The organism is Thalassotalea sp. ND16A (assembly GCF_000764205.1).
GTDB lineage: Bacteria > Pseudomonadota > Gammaproteobacteria > Enterobacterales > Alteromonadaceae > Thalassotalea_A.
Genome location: NZ_JQDZ01000103.1, coordinates 43,453 through 60,973, shown reverse-complemented (window position 1 = coordinate 60,973; position 17,521 = coordinate 43,453). Strand labels below are relative to the sequence as shown.

The following is a 17,521-nucleotide window of genomic DNA, read 5'->3' as shown; positions in this document are numbered from 1 at the left end:
CAATACATGGACGTCTTGCAGCACATATAGCTATAACTCTATAGCTTTTCTAGACCTCTATTATTCATATAAGTAAAGAAATTTTCCCAATTATGTTTTTTCTTTAAAATCAAGGAATGAAAAAATGAATATAGCAAAAATAGTACATAAGTATAGTTTGTTGGTGGCAACCTCTTTAATGCTTACTGCTTGTGGCGGTTCTGATTCAGGTTCAGATTCTAAGCCAGATATAAATAAAGCGCCTCAGTTGGCTTTGTCAGATAGCTACACTTTTGACGAACAAACATTAGCAAGCATTAGTGCAACAGCATCTGATGAAGACGGCACCATTACTAGTTATAACTGGCAACAAACTTCAGGTGATAGTATTGAACTCGAAGGACAAGACAGCCAGAACTTATCATTTACTACCCCATTGACAACAGAAGTAATGACCTATGGTTTTACTATCAGTGTTTCCGATAATGACGGTGCAACTGCGCAGCGTACATTATCAGTGATAGTTAACCCAGTAAATGAATCCCCAAAACTCGATTTGGTCGTTGTAGATGGTAATTTAAAAGACGAGCAAACTAATGTGCTTATTGAAGCGAATGCTTCCGATATCGATGGCGAAATCACCAATATTTCTTGGCGTCAAGTTGGTGGTGTTGATGTCGACTTAGCGAATACCTCAAGCGATACATTAACATTTACAGCGCCAGTAACCACAGAATTTTTAGAGTTATCGTTTGAAGTTAGCGCTACTGATAACGAAGGTGCCACGACAACCGATACTACTTCAATTACTATCAATCCGGTTAACTTAGCTCCTAGTATTTCATTTACTGATGACATAACGATCAACGAACAAGACAGTATCAATATTACACCTGTTGCAGTAGATGCAGATGGTTCTGTCGAGATAATTGAGTGGACGCAAATTTCAGGCGCCGAAATCGAAATTATCAAACATAGCGATGGTTCCATTACATTTGAAGGTCCAGTTACTACTCAAATACTAGAGTATACATTCGAAGTCACGGTGACAGACAATGAACAAGAAAGTGCGAGTGACTCAATCAACATAACAGTATTGCCGGTTAATGAATTACCACAATTAAATGCAGGTGAAGATTTTGCTATTAACCAAAGTTCTTTAGTAAAACTAACCGCTAGTGCGTTTGATGTTGATGGTGAAATAGTTGCTATCAACTGGATCCAAATTGCTGGTGAACTGCTCTCACTAGTTGACGAAAACTCTCTGCAGCCTAGTTTTATCATCCCGCAAGACTATCTTGATTCCTTTATTTCGTTCGAAGTGGAAGTTATCGATAACGAAGGTGCTGTGGTAAAAGACATCATCACAATTGAAGTATTGCCTACTCTAACTTTCATTGATTATGAACTAGATTCTGATCCACAACCATTGGTCGACGTTAATGTTGAAATCGCGGGATTAGAGTCTTCACAACTCACGCCAGCGAATAATGCTGAACACGGATATTCAACACATGTTATTGATAATGAAAGTGAATTCAACTTTATAATAAATGACAATGTTTTGGAAGTTACAGGTGATAACGCTCCAGACTTTGCCGTCGGCGATATTGTTGTTGGTATTGGCGAAGATCAAACTCACGGTTTTATGCGTAAGATAACGGCCATCAACGGGAACATTCTTAGTACTGAAATCGCAACATTTTCACAAACATTCCCCAGTGCAGAGCTTAACTTACAAATCAGTGTTTACAATTCTGCGGATTCTGTTACTGCAACTGTTCATTCCGGTCAACGAGTACAAGCACGAGTACAAAATAGTTTAAATGTACTAAGTTTTGAGCGCCGTATCCAACATCAGTTTGCTCCGGGTATAAAAACCGTAACAGACTTGTCGATGAATTCGGCTCTGGATATCGATTTTGATCTTAAAGTTTTTGAAAGCACGATTACAGATCTTAAATTTATTGCCGACACAAACTACTCAACGGCAACCTTTTTAGATATCGACATTCCTTATGAGTACAGCCGTCAATTTAATAAGGAATTTAACCCAATCTTCAATGTTAATCGCATTATTACGGTTGGTGCTATCCCGTTATTGATTAATGTGCAAGCCGTACCTGCCGTTGGTGCGGGGATTGGGATGAGTGCCGCGGGCTCCTTACACTATGGTTTCCAAAACCGAGGTGATATTAGTACCGGTATCGAATACACAAACTCTATCTTATCAAAAGTCAAAGAGTTCACGCCAAATTTGACTACGATTGAACCTGTTTACTCACTGGAAGGTGGCATTCATGTTGATGCAAATGCCAAAGTCGCTATTGTTGTTTCTTTGTATGAAATTGACTTTAATATCCCCGTTGTCGGGCGATTCCATTTAGACGGTCCAAGCATTGGTGTTGATATGGGGCCGTATGCCAAATTTGAGGCTAGCTCTTCATACAACCCCGAAGTTGAACCGGCATTGAATTGTTTACTTGACCTTACAGCGGGTGTTGACAGCCATTTGGCCATTGATTATGGCTCATTAGGTCGACAATTAAATATTGATTCTCCGGAAAATATTTTACTGTTCGAAAATGGTTATGAATTGTGGTCGAGTACTGAGTGTCCATTTACAGCAGCACTAGGTAGTATTTCTGGTACTGTTGCCGATAACCAGGGCTCAGCTATCACAGGTGTTAACATCACTATTGCAACAATTAGTGGTCAACACATTGCATCAACCACATCTGATGCCAACGGTTTATACAATATTACAGATATCAGTGTAGGTACTTATCACGTAACGTTTAGTAAAGAGGGCTTTATTGATGCTACGGCAAGTATTGAAGTGCTTAAAAACTACGATGCAACATTGCCTCAAGTGTTATTCATTGAAGAGCAAGAAAGTAACATCGGTACATTAAGTACGAGCGTGGTTAATGCCCAAGATCCTTCAATATTTATCGAAGATGCACAAGTTTTAGTGCGCAAGGGATTAAACAACCCTGCCGGTGAATTTGTATCGTTATTTTATAGTTCAACAAGCGCTGTTAGCCTTGAATTAGAAGCTGGATACTACACTCTTGAAGTATCTAAAACAGGTTATGACACCATATACGAGTCAATTAGTATCCAAGGTGGCGATACCATAAACAAAGCCATCAACTTATCGGCTAATGCAGAAAACGTAGACGATGGTGAAGCTCGAATCGTGTTAACTTGGGGGAGATCACCAAGCGATCTCGACTCTCATATTACTTTTGGTTCAAACCACGTTTACTTTGCTCGTCAACAAGCCGAAAACGTAACGTTAGATGTTGATGATACTAGTGCTTTTGGTCCTGAAACTATTACTGTCGAACAAGTAGATACAAACACCACTTATAGCTACTACATCTATAACTTCAGCCGTAATGGTACATTTGTAGAATCAAATGCCCAAGTTAAACTGTACTACGATGGTACGACTCGTACTTACAACCCGCCATCAGGTGCAGGGTACTACTGGCGTGTATTTTCGATTGAAAATGGTGTTCTGATACCGTGTCAAATAGATTGTGTTGGTGCTTCTCCGACAGTCTCAAGTAATGTGTTGGAAGATGGCACGATTAACGCGATGTCAATGACAGATAAATTCATTAGAGAATCAACACAAAGTAAAATAACTTTACATTAATTATTTCACTTAATATAAAGCCTGTATGTTCCATATAGGCTTTATATTTATAAGAGGTACCCTATGAAAAGAAATACAATTTTAAGTGTACTTTTTTCAGTATTGTTTATTTTCCCTATCGCTAGCCATGGCAAGTGTGGACCACCAGAAACCGTAATCAGTAATGCTAAATTAAAGTTTTTGGAAGTCGAGAAAATAAAACTCAACAAAAATACGACAAGCGTTTTATTAAGTTACAGCGGGTTGTTTAAAAAAGAAAACGCCAGGCAAGAAGGGAGACGGTTGATCTCACTTTTAAAAAAATGCTATGACACCAAATACAAAACTCGAAAATCGTTATTCAGTTATTCCATCGAAGTAAATGTAAAAGAGTAAGTACAGATACCAGCCGTTGTGCTTAAAGTGATATTTACTCTGTACTCATCGTAAACTTATGGGGCTATCTTCACCTTTTACTCGCATGAAGGTCTTGCTGATTTCAAAAAACGCTTAGCAATTTCAAAATGGGCAAGCGTTTTTTATATTCGAGCAGCGGTTTATCGGTTGTTGCAGGTGAGTTTGACTATTTTATTTGCCGATTGCCGATTGCCGATTGCCCGTTGTCGGTACTGTGTTGGTGTTTTTCCGGTGATGTCTTTAAATGCTCGATTAAATGGTCCTATCGAGCCGTAGCCTAGTTCTAGGGCGATGGTTAAAATGGGTTTGCGGATGTTATCTACATTTTCAAATTCTAAACAGGCGGCGGGGATACGATAGCTATTTAAAAACGAGGAGAAGTTTTTAAAACCCAAACATTGATTAATCAACTCGCGTAACTGGTGTTCAGGAGTTTGCAGTGTCATTGCCAATTGCTTTATGGTTAATTCCGTTTGTTTGAAATTTCCGGCCTCAATAAACGATGTTAACTTGGCAAAGTTTTCTTGAAAAATTAGCGGTATATTTGTTGTCAATGGCTGCTTGGAACGTTGCGTGTGATTGTTAACATTGTCCTTGTTACTATCAATGTTACTTTTTTCACTATTAGCATCGGCGCTGTGTCTTTGTTGTTGATGCTTTTTCAGTGCAGCAAAGAAAAATATATTGACGATGATGAAAATCAAGTTTGAATTAAGCAGGCTAAATATTGAAGTATGTATCATGCTCGCTTTTGTTAATTCAAACACCGTCAATACAAACCCATAACTGGCTAGGAAAAACACCATTAACATGCGTTTTTTTCTTCTCGAATCCACTAAATCATCTTGCAGATCTTTTAATGCAACATACAAAATATGCAAGATCACTACCGCTTCTATGCCATGATTTATTTGATGAAATACCCCGTTTCCTTGTAAATAGATAAAGAAATACACTAACCATAAGGTAGCGCCCAGCAATAATGCATTAATCGCTATCGGCCAGTTTTTCGGATGAAAATCATCATCTAATAAGGCAAAAACATAAAGCCAACAAACATAGGGAATAATATCGGTAAAAAATAATAATACGCCGCGAAATGCGCCGTAATGATGATCCGGGATTTGTGGCGTTAATAATAAATATGAACAGACACAAATAATTAATGTGGTGAGCAAGAGTGATTTAAAGTGACAAGATTTATACAAAATAAAGGCAGCCAATAAAACCAATTGGCCAATGACCGCAAATCGAAAAAATAAATCAAAAATGTCGACGAAAGATAAATACATAAAAGTTGATAATATGGTTTTAGCAAATGAATAGGCAATTTAACATTAAGCTTTTTAATTCACTAGGGCGAAGGGCGATATTGTTGGGCTGGCAAATAAATTAGCTAACAATGCCAGTAAACATTCTACTATCCGCAAGTGGATGAATGCCCAGACAAACTCCTCAACGGAAAAAGTTTATTCGGGTGTGAATATAAACAGAGAATCGTTACTATGTCGTTAATCTGGATTATGAAAGAAATAGAAAGTATTGAAGGAATAGATAATGAAAAATAATAAAGTGGTGATCATCACTGGCGCCGGTAGAGGGATCGGTGCAGCAACCGCAAAACTCTTTGCCGAAAAAGGCTATGCGGTTTGTATCAATTACAAATCACAAGCCGCACCTGCGCAAAAACTAGCCAAGGAAATCTCTGCGCTAGGTGTTAAATGCATAACGGTGCAAGCGGACGTGTCGGATGAACAGGACATAATACGATTATTTTCAATGGTTGATAAGGAGTTAGGAACCGTTAGCGTATTGATAAATAATGCCGGTATTTTAAAACAACAATCGCGGTTAATCGACATGAGCGCAGCGCGCATCAATGAAATCTTGATTAACAACGTAACCAGCTATTTTTTATGCAGTCGTGAAGCGATAAAACGAATGTCAACGGCCCATGGAGGAGACGGTGGGGTAATTGTCAATGTTTCATCGGGGGCCGCAAAGTCAGGTTCACCTAATGAGTATATTGATTACGCCGCTTCTAAAGGAGCAATCGATACACTAACTAAAGGCTTATCACTGGAAGTGGCAAAGGAAGGTATTAGAGTGAATTGTGTAAGACCGGGCTTAATCTATACAGACATGCATGCTGATGGGGGCGAACCGGATCGGATTAAAAGATTAGAGGGGATCATCCCGTTAGGTCGAGGTGGACAAGCAGAGGAAGTGGCAGAAGCTATCTACTGGTTAGCTTCTGAAAAATCCTCATTCTCAACCGGAAATTTCTTGGATCTGGCGGGCGGTCTTTGAGTTTGCTGGCGACACTATTATTCTGCAAGATACTACACCTATCAGAGCAATAAAAAATGCTTTTCAACAATGGTTAATTTTGTTTACGAAGGCGCTCTAACTTGCGTTTAACATGAGTTAACTGGCCGTCAATGGCTAACGCTTTTTCGAAGTATTTAATCGCCTGTTTTTTATCATTTGCTGCCAACCATGCTTCACCTAAGCGCTCCCAACCCATGGCATCATCAGGTAAATTTTCAGTATGAAATTCAAACAGGGCAATCGAATCCTTTGGCCGAGATGAAAAATAAATGGTGTAACCTCGCTCTGTTATAAAGTCAGCAACGCCACTCTGTTTTATATATGGGTTACTGGCTATTTGTTTGAATATCTCTGCTGAATTCTTAGCTAAGGTTTTATTAAAGGCGGCATCCAATAATTGCTCTTGCAATACCAAAGTAGGGAAATCACTGGGTGCAATGATTGACATCAAAGAGTCAACTAAGTGCGTGGTGATACCACTAAAAAAGCCATTACCATTGGTTAAGTATATGCTGGTATAGTTATCACGTTTATCGTTTGGCTTAAAGTGATAATCCATCCTAACTCTGTTTCCACCTTCATGGCCGACTCGAACAAATTCGCCTTCGTTAAAATACTCCCAGCCAGAAGCAAAACGTCCTGCTTCGCCATTATTCAGCTTCATCGGTTGCCACATTTCATCCAAGGTGTCTTTAGAGATTATTTTGCCAGCAACCACACCCTCAATAAATCGTTGCAAGTCTGCTTTGTTTGAATATAAACCACTATGAGTAAAAGCATAGGTTGGCCAGTTCACCCCTTTATCTACGGTATGGTTTCCCTTATTGCCCCAGTAGCTACTTACCAGGTTAGGGATAACCTCTTTCGCCTGGGAATAAAACGTATGATTTAACGCCAGAGGAGTCAGAATGTTTTCTTCTACGATTTCAACATAACTGCGTTTGCTGACTTTTTCGATGATCGCCCCAATCACTAAGAAATTGGTGTTGTTATAGTTGTTGGTGTTACCCGTTTTGAACTGAAAAGGCTGGTCGGCTATGTTAACAAAGACATCTTCAACCGAGTTTGGAAAACCCGTTTTGGTATATTCCATCGAGAAGTATTCGGGAATGCCGGAAGTATGATTTAAACAGTGGCGTACCGATACCTGTGACCAACTCTCAGGTAACTCAGGTAAGTAGAAGGTAATCCTCTTTTCCAAATCTATTTCACCTTGCTCTACTAACCCCATTAACGTGACACTGGCAAATAGCTTTGCCAGTGAGTATACCGGATAGATGTTATTTTCTCTTACCGCAGTGGATAACTCCAGGCTGCTAAGTCCATGGGTTTTACGGTAAATGACCTGGTCTTGTTTTTTCACCAGTATTGATTGCGAAACACTGCCATAACGGCTGCTATTTTCAATCAGCTGTCGATCAAGTTTAGCCAGTGTTTTCGCAGATAACGGCTCTGCCGCTGCATCAGCCGAAGTACAATATATTGTCAGCAATATAGCTGGCAGTAAAAATTTCCAATTCATTTTCAATTCCGTAGATGTTCGTTTTAAATTATGCGCTTAGATCAATACTTAGTGACCATAGCCATGCAAATATTGATTAGGATTTACGTGCTTTCCCGATATCGAAATTTCGAAGTGCAAATGTGGAGTAACATTATTGCTCGTATCTTGCCCTAAGGTATCGCCCAAAGTGCCGATAACATCTCCTGCTCTTACGATTTGTCCGACATCGACAACCAGTTGATTTAAATTTGCGTATAAACTGGTGGTATTATCTTTATGCTCAATCAGCACAGTAACGCCAAAGCCTTTATCGAGACTGGAATTATCAGCAATAATCACTCGGCCAGTAAAACTTGCTTTCACCTCTACGCCGCTGGGTGCTTGTATGTCTATGCCAAAGTGTGGGTCATGCTTTGATTCACTATAGTCAAACGATATGTAGCCAGCAGAAATAGGCATCTGGCCTTCGTCAGCCGCTGAAAAATCTAAAATAAAAAAGCCTGATTTTATCAAAATAGCGAGTGACATATTAACAAGGAAAAATGCAAAAACTTGTAAATGAGTGAAGCAGTTAACCTGTTGAATTTTCACCATCACTTTTCTTACTCTCATTTCCAACTCTTCTTGCAATGAATTGGGACTGGAGAAATATGCCGTTAAACGGCTACTATTTGAGTGCTGACAAATCCGTAAACAACGAATAAGTGACTTAGCGTATTCAGCAGAGTCAACAGCAAGAGACTTTACCACTTCTTTATCGCAGTTAGTTTCCATGGATAACATAAAGCGTTTTTCTAAATGGTGGATAAAAGGGTTAAACCAGAACAGCCCAGTTAAAAATCTCAGTAATATGACCTTTTTTGTGTCATGTTTTCTATGGTGTTGAAGTTCATGCTCTATCAGCATTTGCTTATGCTCTGGGGTCATACCTTCAATAGTGTGCGGCAGCAAAATATATTTTGAGAAAAACCCATAAGCCAGTGGAGGTGCATCTGCTGATATCATTACCTTAATGCGACGACTTTCGAGCTCTTGCCGCTGACTATCTGACATCCCTTGAATATAGGATACTTGCTCAGCATCTTTTATCAGTGCTATTACTCGATAGGATCTTAGGGTAAATATACTCAACGCCCGCAATGTACTAATCACTATCAAAGCCAAAATAAGTTGAATAAAAACAGAAGCTTCAAAATTGTCATTAGGGATATAATTTTCAGTGCTGGCATGAATAACCAGATGCTGTTGATTAAGCGTTATTAAATCCTTCAAGACATAAAGATGATCACTATCAAATGAAATAAGGGCAATCGGGAACAAAGATAAAAAGCATAACAAATAGGCAAAAAACCAGTAGCTGGACCATTCTCCGAGTAACGGATTCAACCTAATCGCTAGCGTTGAAAAAAGGACAACAAGGCCTGAACAAATGGTAAATACTAATAATTGCAACGAAATCGTATTGAACAGGAATTGGTAATCCATGTTACTGCTCTTGCTCTTTACGTAATTGTTCAAGTAAATGTTCTAACTGATCAATTTCATCATCATCAATTAGCTTACTGCCGGTAAACATTGCGGTTGGCAAAGGGCCGTCCAATTCAAATACCCGTTTAGCAAAATCAGCCGCGAACGATGCCAGAGTTTTTACTTTATCTACCTGAGGTGCAAATAAGTTAACATTTCCCTCTTTTGTCACCGTAACTAAAGCTTTTTCAGCCATCCTGTCTAACGTCTTTCTGGTTGATGAATATCCCCACTGAAGAATTCCTTCAAGCTCCTGATGCAATTCACGTGCAGTTCGAGGTGATTCTTTCCACAATAACTTTAAAAATTCTAATTCTGTTGACGTTGGTCGCATCACATTCTCCTATAGACTAAAAACATTATGCGACAAAGGTCGCACACATTCAAGAAAGAAATGCGACTCATGTCGCATGGGATGAGTGTAGAGTGTTAAACATTAATATTGTTGTTAAGCCAGGGGGATATTGGTTTGAGTTCTATTTTCTTTAGGCAAATAAAAAAGCCTCAACATTTCAGCTGAGGCTTCGTTATGAATGGTGCCGACTGCCGGAGTCGAACTGGCGACCTACTGATTACAAGTCATCGGCTTGGTTTGGGTGAGTCCACTAGTAATGCAGCTCAACTGTATGAACAATATTTTGAAATACAATATTAGCCATAAGGTTTCATTATTTAATCTAACTGTTCAATATTATCTCTAACATATGTTGTTGGAAGATAAATTTTGTGTGCTGGATTAAGCAAATCTAGCCTTTAATCCTAAATAATTATGACAGCCATACAAAAAGTATTAAGTTCTAGATATTTGCGATGGGTGTTTGAATTAATATTGATGGGTGTCTGAATTACTAGAAGTTTGGCATGTAATACGCTTTGAGCGTTAATTTAAGCCCTTTGAGGGCGAACCCAATAAGCCTCCGGCTTTGCCTTAGGTAATTTAAATGATATAATGTATCCAATATAATTTTTAAACAAGAGGAAATATGATGGAAACAAATAGTACAGATTGGCGATATACGGTTATGCCGGCCGTGTTTACATGGCTAAAAGAGTCAGAATCCGGTGCCCTTGAAATTGACTTTGATGCAACACAAAAACAGGCCGCAGGTGTTTTAAAAGCTCAGGGAAAGGGCGGAAGCAGAATGGGCGGACTTGTCGCTTCTGGTACTCTGGGTGAGAATAGCTACCTGAGCACCGAACAGCGTCTTTCTTTACTTAAATCCCTTTCTGAGGTTGCTAAAGAATACAATGTCCCGTTGATCAGTGGAGCTGCAGCAGAAACTAAGGAAGAGCTTGCCAAAATCATTGAAGGACTCGCAACGGTTGGAGTGGATACAGTCATGGTCATGCCGCCAAAAACTAATGCGGTTCCTTCTGATGAAGAAATGTATGCGTACTATGAGCTTGCTGAAGCAACTGCAAAAGAGACAGGCGTAACAATTATGCCTTATAACAACCCTGATGCAGCCGGATATCATGCACTTTCAACAGATCTTCTTAGAAGACTTGCTGCTCTACCTGAAGTAACGGCTCTTAAAATATCGACTACAGATGTTTCAACTATTGAAACGCTGATGTTAGAGAACAAAGATTTAAAAATTTTGGCGGGTGTTGACACTGTAACTGTACATGCAGGACTTGCTGGAGCATGCGGTGGGATTACAGGTGTAGGTACTATCTTCCCAAAAGCTAGTGTTACTATGCAGGAGTATGTTTTAAAAGGAGAATGGGCTGAGGCAAACAAAATCTCTCAGGCTATGAATTCCATATCATATCTTGATGCTCAGCCGCTGCTTATGGAATATCTTAAGCTTGCTATGGGAATTCATCATAATGATGCCGATGGAGGGCTTCGTACCTTTGGTAAGAAATTAACTCAACAGCAAATTGATGATGTCCGCGCAAGATATATTCTAGCAAAAGAAAGACTTGAACTTCTGGATTTAATAGACTGATCCTTTCAAATATTCAAAAAGAGAAAGCTCCGTTTTTACGGGGCTTTTTGTGTCCGTCTTCGGATTGGCACCTAGCTTTTTAGATCCCAAGGTAGCAATGATTCTATGTCAGGCTCGGGTTGACTGAGTTCTTCTAAACATTTGACCAGGTAATCAAATAGAATGAGACCATTGGCTTTGGCTGTTTCGATAATACTATAAAGTATTGCACTGGCATTTGTACCATTCCCTGTTTGACTAAACAACCCGTTTTTTCGGACGATCACGAAGGGTTTTACCGCGCGTTCAGCACGATTATTATCTATATTTAACTACCCATTTTCAAGATAACGAATGAGCTTTGGCCATTGGTTAACACTGTATTTGATTGCTTTACCCAAAGCACTTTTGGGCACTATATTTTTTTTGTCAGCCAATGATATAACTTTTCTAAAATCGGTTTGGCCTGCGTTTGTCTAGCCTGGTACTTCTCATCGTTCGTTTTCGTTTTGAGTTTGGTTTCTATTGCATAGAGTTTCTGGAAATAGCTTAGTGCCATATCAGCTTTACCATTTTTAAATTTTACTAATTACAGGTAGGTACTTCTATTGCATTTTTTCGGCAGCTCGCGATAAACAGGTTCTAAGCTTACATTAACAATAGATGTGCTAGCGAAATAAATAGAGATAATTTTTATAGATCAGAATAACAAGTCTGAAATTCTATAGACCTAATTATGAATGAACCAAACTGTTCTGATAAACATCCCTCTGTGTAATCTGGTATTTTCAGATAAAGTTAAACTAATTATAACAATGGCTATCACTGGTGCTAATACCCAGTTCGGATATTTACACCATCAACTAACTTACCCTAATAAAATTCACCCGCAGTTTTAGTGGGCTGTACTTCAACCCATATACCCTAAGCAGCTGATTAAATCCTTTTTACCCCGTATAAAGCACTTAATAAATCGATAAATACAAATAGATTTACCCTAATACCCAATTTTCCCTAATTGGGTTTATTCAAAGTAGGGTGTATTTTGTGCCCATCAGTAGCGCTACCAAATTGAGTTAATCGACGGATACACCGCGAATAGTGCAAGGTATGGAAAATATTGGTGTAAGTGAAAATAGCTTAAGAATTCGACCAAGCGATAGATACAAAAAAGCCCTAACCGAAGTTAGGGCTTTTTGCTTCCTACGAAGGAATGGTGCCGACTGCCGGAGTCGAACTGGCGACCTACTGATTACAAGTCAGTTGCTCTACCAACTGAGCTAAGTCGGCACACAAAACTGTGTGCGATAATTCAATTTATTCAATCAATTATCTTGGCACCGAATAAATGTTTAGGTGAACACTTATTCTAAATAGGTTAGGAATAGATGGTGCCTCGACCCGGAATCGAACCAGGGACACGGGGATTTTCAATCCCCTGCTCTACCGACTGAGCTATCGAGGCAGTGTCTATTCTTATGTCTTTTCGGCTTTGCCTTGAAGACGGGCGCTATTAGACTGTTTTTCTGTTATTCAGTCAACTACTTTTTTTAAAAAAATGTTTGTTTGTTGGTTTTTAATCCAATCCAGGCGTTTATTGAGCAAATAATACGGTTTTCCGAGCGATTCATTAACATTTATCGCCATTTGTCTTCGCAAAAGTTTTTGTTTGTTACTTATTTGCCTTGTTCAAAAAATAAAAAAGGCCGTTTAAAAACAGCCTTTATGTATAAATTATTTTTTTGGAAAACTTTATTTGTTTTCTGGGGTGTAACCTTCAATTTCAGGCTCTTTACCTTCAAATAAAAATGCCACCATCGCGGTTTCTAAAAATTTTCTGTCTTCAGGGTTCATCATCGACAGTTTATTTTCATTAATTAACATGGTTTGTTTTTTCTGCCAGATGCCCCAGGCTTCTTTGCCTATATTATCGAAAATATTTTTACCGATATCGCCAGGGTAAAATTGAAAATCTAAACCGTCATCATCTTTTTTGAAATGTTGGCAAAATACTTTACGACTCATAATTGTTTCTCTTTTTGCTTGGTATTATTAATTAATGCTAGTAGGGTTTTACTCGATGCGGCTAACCCTACATTTTCACCGCGCTGAAGATGGTACCAAAGATGCGGGCTATTTTCATTAATATTAGCGGCATTATTAGTGTCTGCAATGACATCCACTATCAAAGGGGTGATGTCGAGATGAAAATGCGAAAAGGTATGACGAAACTCGGTCAGTGTTTCGCTTGCCGTTATTTTAAAGCTTAATTTATCAGCCAAAGCTTGCAGTTCATCAAGTTGCGCTATTTCATAAAAGCTCCACAAGCCACCCCATATGCCAGATGGTGGCCGCTTATACATATATACCGAATCACCTTGGTGAAACATTACCATGATGGTTTTCTGCTCTGGCTTTTGCTTTTTCGGTTTTTTACCCGGAAAGTCACTTTGTTTTTCATGGTAGAACGCCTGACAGTCGGTTTTTAACGGGCAAACCGTGCAACTCGGTTTCCCTCTTGTACAAACCGTAGCGCCTAAATCCATCATCGCCTGATTGAAGTTGGCAACGCCAAGCTCCGGCGTCAGCCTTTCAGACAGTTGCCACAATTGTTTGTCAAAGGCACTTTGTCCTGGGTATCCGGATACCATAAAGTGGCGTGCCAATACCCGTTTTACATTGCCATCTAAAATAGGGTGGTGTTGATTCAGCGACAACGACAATATCGCACCGGCAGTGCTGCGGCCGATGCCGGGCAGGGCGATCACCTGCTCAATATCTTCGGGAAAGTTACCTTGATAGTCATCACGAATGAGTTTCGCCGCTTTGTGCAAGTTACGCGCCCTGGCGTAATAGCCTAAACCGGTCCAGTGATGAAGCACCAAATCTTCATCGGCATTGGCCAAGTCGGTAATGGTGGGGAAGCTTTCCATAAAACGCAGGTAATACGGTATTACCGTGGTTACTTGCGTTTGTTGTAGCATTATCTCTGAAATCCATACCCGGTATGGTGTTTTATTTTGTTGCCAGGGGAAATGCTTTCGCCCTTGCTCATTAAACCAATGTAAAACCTGTTCACTAAATTTCATTATTCACAACTACAATACATTTTTTATTTTAATGAGTGCGAGTGTAGCGGTTTTAACCGAGTTGATCTATGGCAAGTTCCTTCCGCAGATAGGTATGAATCAAACGAGTACGATATTTAACAGAATAAAACTTGGCATTTTGGTCAAATAACACTATTCTTCGCGGCAAATGAGATAAATAGTTGAGAATAGCATGACTGAATCAAAAAACCGTAGCCGTCGCCTACGTAAAAAAATGCGCGTAGATGAGTTTCAAGAGTTAGGGTTTGACGTTGCCTGGAAATTTGCCGAAGGCACTAGCAACGATGCTATTGATGAGTTTCTTAATAACTTTTTCAGCGAAGCCATAGAGCCAAACGGTTTAGGTTTTGGTGGTGAAGGCGATTTAATTTGGCACGGCCTTATTTGCACACAGAAATTAGGCAAGTGTACTGACGAAAATCGTAAATTGGTTGAAGACTGGTTAACTAAAGCTGGCGCTCAGTCAGTTGCTGTTTCTGAGCTTTACGACGTTTGGTGGGCATAAACCACACTTAATAAACCAGACATAGTTGATGTTTAGGTTTTAGTGTTAAGGCGCAGTTGAATTCTGTTTTACAAAACAGGATAATACGCGCCTTATTTATATTCGCAACCTAAGTATTAACTGTAACGAGATCCCCTATGAGTAACGAGAACAAACACAAAACTGTTGAACAAGCACAAGCCGAAGGCAAATACATTCGCAAAGTTCGAAGTTTTGTAAAACGTGAAGGTCGTTTAACCAAAGGTCAGGCACGTGCTCTTGAAACGTTATGGGATACCATGGGCTTAAATCATAGCGATGGTAAGATTGACACTCGCAGTTTATTTGCCAATGAAAACCCTATTACTTTAGAAATTGGTTTTGGTATGGGTAAGTCATTGGTCGAAATGGCAAAAAATGCCCCGGAACGTAACTTTATTGGTATTGAAGTTCACCGCCCTGGTGTTGGCGCCTGTTTGGCATTGGCCGAAACCGAAGGCGTAGAAAATTTAAAAGTATACGAGCACGATGCGATTGAAATATTAGCCGATTGTATCGAAGCAAACTCGGTAGATACGGTGCAATTGTTCTTCCCTGATCCCTGGCATAAAGCCAAGCATCACAAACGCCGCATCGTAAAACCAGAGTTTATTGAAAGCATTCGCGGTGTGTTAAAAGTAGGCGGCGTATTTCATATGGCCACCGACTGGGAAAATTACGCCGAATGTATGCTAGAAGACATGCAAGGTGCGCCGGGCTTTAAAAACGTATCAGAGAGTAATGATTACGTACCACGCCCAGAATCTCGCCCGTTAACTAAATTTGAAAATCGCGGCCAAAATCTGGGACACGGTGTATGGGATTTACAGTACGCCAAAGAAGATTAAGAGTTTGCGCTAAACGTTGCAGCGGTAAGCAAGTTTAAATAAAAGGGCTTTGAATGTGAATTCAACGCCCTTTTTGTTTCCGGCAACTGGCAACTGGCAACTGGCTACGAGCTACGGGCTACGGGCAGTTCGCATCAGCAATAGAATTTGGGACTGTCTTTATCTACGCGAAGTCTGGGAAGATAGCATTCTCTTGACATAAAATATCCTGCTCGCTGCTAGAAGCCCGTAGCATACTCAAATAATGAAACAGAACCCAAAAGTTTACTTCAATGCTAGTTCTTAAATTTGTGCTATGTGCGCTTTTCCAGATAGCTGGAATAATCAGGGATCGATTTTGGGTACTCTTGATCGAATAATATCGAGGTAATTAACAAATCGGCAGTCGATTGATTACAGGCTACCGGAATGTTCCACACTGCTGCTAACCTTAATAATGCTTTAACATCCGGATCGTGCGGTTGTGCTTCTAGCGGGTCCCAGAAGAAAATCAGCATATCAATTTTTTGTTCAGTGATTAGTGCGCCTATTTGCTGGTCACCACCTAATGGACCACTGATCAGTGGAGTAACCTTTAATTCGGCCTTATTTTTCAATAACGCACCGGTAGTGCCCGTGGCGTATAACGTATGGCGGTTTAATTTATCTTTGTGAGTCATGCACCAGTTCATTAATGCTGGTTTCATATTATCGTGGGCAACCAAAGCGATATTTTTAAACTTGGCTGCAGTAACGTTTTTATATTGCATCGCGGCTTACTCTGAATAAGATAAAGGTGATCTATTAAACTAGGTGATGTTAGGACAAACTACAACCTGAATGTGCGATTAAAATAATACAGCCAGACTTTTAATCTCGGGACACTGTTTTTTAATCGTATTAAACCTGCGCCGTTAACAGCGCTTGATTATCACTTTGTTTTAATTCGTTTTTCAGCTCTTTTGCCGCTTTTTTGTAATCACTTCTAAGGTGTGATTTTAAATGATAGGTGACATGCTTTACCGGGATGTTTTTTAAAGTGGCGAACAACGCTAAACAATACAGCATTTCTTGCTCAGGCAAAGCCACTTGTCGGTTGGCATACTTGTTATAACAGCTGCCGCAGCCACCTTTAAACTGGTAGGCGGTATTGGCAAACATAACGCCAAAGCCCATAAAACAGGCGAGCAAATCTACCGCTTGTGGTACAAACTCTTCGCCACCTGGTGGCAACTCCCCACGCTGCGCCACCAAAATAGAGGCAAATGCTTGCGCAAATGAGGCAACTAAATCTTGTGGCTGGTTAATTTGCGAAGGATTATAGCTGACCAATATTTCAGTGTGGTTGTTCTCACTAAAATCATTGCTAAACACTTGGCTGTTATTGCCACGCATACCATCTTTAAAGCTTAGTTTCGCCATTTCAGTGGAGCGATACTCATTAGGAGCCACTAATTTAATTGGCCAATGAGCCATGCCCGCATATTTTATGGTATTTTCAAATACCGATTGCGCCATTTCTTCAATACTGTTTACTTTGCCTGGGTAAAACTCATAAATGGGTAATATTAGCTGCGCATCATTTTTAAATACGGATAAATCAAATTCCGTTAGCGCCCAGGCAAACGTATCTAAAATCCAGTTTTTCGTGGCGTCATCGAGTAATGGCGATTGTTTAAATAAATTGGCAAGCATAATGAAAAAATATTGCTCTAAGCAGATA

The 17,521-nt window shown here is 39.7% G+C and carries 14 protein-coding genes, 2 tRNA genes and 1 pseudogene; 6 read left to right on the top strand and 11 right to left on the bottom strand.

Going from position 1 to position 17,521, the window contains the following annotated elements; translation table 11 throughout:
- The first annotated feature begins 124 nt into the window (after positions 1-124).
- Together ND16A_RS04860 and ND16A_RS04865 are read left to right on the top strand one after the other, a co-directional pair.
- A complete protein-coding gene (locus ND16A_RS04860; protein ID WP_033078520.1) occupies positions 125-3,646 on the top strand; it encodes a PKD domain-containing protein in 3,522 nt (1,173 codons plus the stop codon).
- Positions 3,647-3,709: 63 nt separating this feature from the next.
- Positions 3,710-4,021, top strand: a complete 312-nt coding sequence (locus ND16A_RS04865) for a hypothetical protein (RefSeq protein WP_033078519.1) — start codon at positions 3,710-3,712, stop codon at positions 4,019-4,021.
- A 161-nt stretch (positions 4,022-4,182) separates the two neighbouring features.
- Here ND16A_RS04865 and ND16A_RS20375 read toward each other — a convergent pair whose 3' ends face one another.
- Positions 4,183-5,334 carry a helix-turn-helix domain-containing protein gene (locus ND16A_RS20375; RefSeq protein WP_052073225.1) on the bottom strand — a complete coding sequence of 384 codons (1,152 nt, stop codon included), beginning with the start codon at positions 5,332-5,334 and terminating at the stop codon, positions 4,183-4,185.
- A 265-nt stretch (positions 5,335-5,599) separates the two neighbouring features.
- On the opposite strand from ND16A_RS20375, the gene ND16A_RS04870 reads away from it, so the two are divergent.
- Positions 5,600-6,352: an SDR family oxidoreductase gene (locus tag ND16A_RS04870; RefSeq protein ID WP_033078518.1), complete on the top strand. Its 753-nt coding sequence runs from the start codon at positions 5,600-5,602 to the stop codon at positions 6,350-6,352.
- Between the two features lie 73 nt (positions 6,353-6,425).
- On the opposite strand, the gene ND16A_RS04875 is transcribed toward ND16A_RS04870, so the two are convergent.
- The 3 genes from ND16A_RS04875 to ND16A_RS04880 are packed head-to-tail and all read right to left on the bottom strand — an operon-like array spanning position 6,426 to position 9,738.
- Positions 6,426-7,895, bottom strand: a complete 1,470-nt coding sequence (locus tag ND16A_RS04875; RefSeq protein WP_033078517.1) for a serine hydrolase domain-containing protein — start codon at positions 7,893-7,895, stop codon at positions 6,426-6,428.
- A 48-nt stretch (positions 7,896-7,943) separates the two neighbouring features.
- Entirely contained in the window at positions 7,944-9,362 is a 1,419-nt protein-coding gene (locus ND16A_RS20370; protein ID WP_052073224.1) for a M23/M56 family metallopeptidase, read from the bottom strand.
- A gap of 1 nt (position 9,363) precedes the next feature.
- Entirely contained in the window at positions 9,364-9,738 is a 375-nt protein-coding gene (locus tag ND16A_RS04880) for a BlaI/MecI/CopY family transcriptional regulator (protein WP_033078516.1), read from the bottom strand.
- A gap of 652 nt (positions 9,739-10,390) precedes the next feature.
- Between ND16A_RS04880 and ND16A_RS04885 the strand changes: the two genes are divergently transcribed.
- On the top strand, positions 10,391-11,359 hold the full coding sequence (locus ND16A_RS04885) for a dihydrodipicolinate synthase family protein (protein WP_033078515.1): 969 nt from the start codon (positions 10,391-10,393) through the stop codon (positions 11,357-11,359).
- Between the two features lie 71 nt (positions 11,360-11,430).
- On the opposite strand, the pseudogene ND16A_RS21765 reads toward ND16A_RS04885, so the two are convergent.
- The 5 genes and pseudogenes from ND16A_RS21765 to mutY all read right to left on the bottom strand — a co-directional run.
- Positions 11,431-11,921: pseudogene (locus ND16A_RS21765) on the bottom strand (IS66 family transposase); the annotation flags it as partial.
- 631 nt (positions 11,922-12,552) lie between these two features.
- Positions 12,553-12,628: transfer RNA gene (locus ND16A_RS04890), tRNA-Thr, on the bottom strand.
- A gap of 99 nt (positions 12,629-12,727) precedes the next feature.
- A tRNA-Phe gene (locus ND16A_RS04895) sits at positions 12,728-12,803 on the bottom strand.
- 287 nt (positions 12,804-13,090) lie between these two features.
- Positions 13,091-13,363 (bottom strand): oxidative damage protection protein, encoded by a 273-nt coding sequence (locus ND16A_RS04900; protein ID WP_033078514.1) that lies wholly within the window; start codon positions 13,361-13,363, stop codon positions 13,091-13,093.
- The gene (gene mutY / locus ND16A_RS04905; RefSeq protein ID WP_033078513.1) at positions 13,360-14,427 is read right to left on the bottom strand and encodes an A/G-specific adenine glycosylase; all 1,068 of its coding nucleotides are present in this window, start codon (positions 14,425-14,427) and stop codon (positions 13,360-13,362) included. Before mutY ends, ND16A_RS04900 begins: the two co-directional genes overlap by 4 nt.
- Before the next feature lie 193 nt (positions 14,428-14,620).
- On the opposite strand from mutY, the gene ND16A_RS04910 reads away from it, so the two are divergent.
- The gene (locus ND16A_RS04910) at positions 14,621-14,953 is read left to right on the top strand and encodes a YggL family protein (RefSeq protein WP_033078512.1); all 333 of its coding nucleotides are present in this window, start codon (positions 14,621-14,623) and stop codon (positions 14,951-14,953) included.
- 137 nt (positions 14,954-15,090) lie between these two features.
- Complete coding sequence (gene trmB, locus ND16A_RS04915; protein ID WP_033078511.1) at positions 15,091-15,819, top strand: tRNA (guanosine(46)-N7)-methyltransferase TrmB; 729 nt, start codon at positions 15,091-15,093, stop codon at positions 15,817-15,819.
- A 293-nt stretch (positions 15,820-16,112) separates the two neighbouring features.
- On the opposite strand, the gene ND16A_RS04920 is transcribed toward trmB, so the two are convergent.
- On the bottom strand, positions 16,113-16,568 hold the full coding sequence (locus ND16A_RS04920) for a methylglyoxal synthase (RefSeq protein WP_033078510.1): 456 nt from the start codon (positions 16,566-16,568) through the stop codon (positions 16,113-16,115).
- A 130-nt stretch (positions 16,569-16,698) separates the two neighbouring features.
- Positions 16,699-17,493, bottom strand: a complete 795-nt coding sequence (locus ND16A_RS04925) for a hypothetical protein (RefSeq protein ID WP_033078509.1) — start codon at positions 17,491-17,493, stop codon at positions 16,699-16,701.
- Positions 17,494-17,521: the final 28 nt, after the last annotated feature.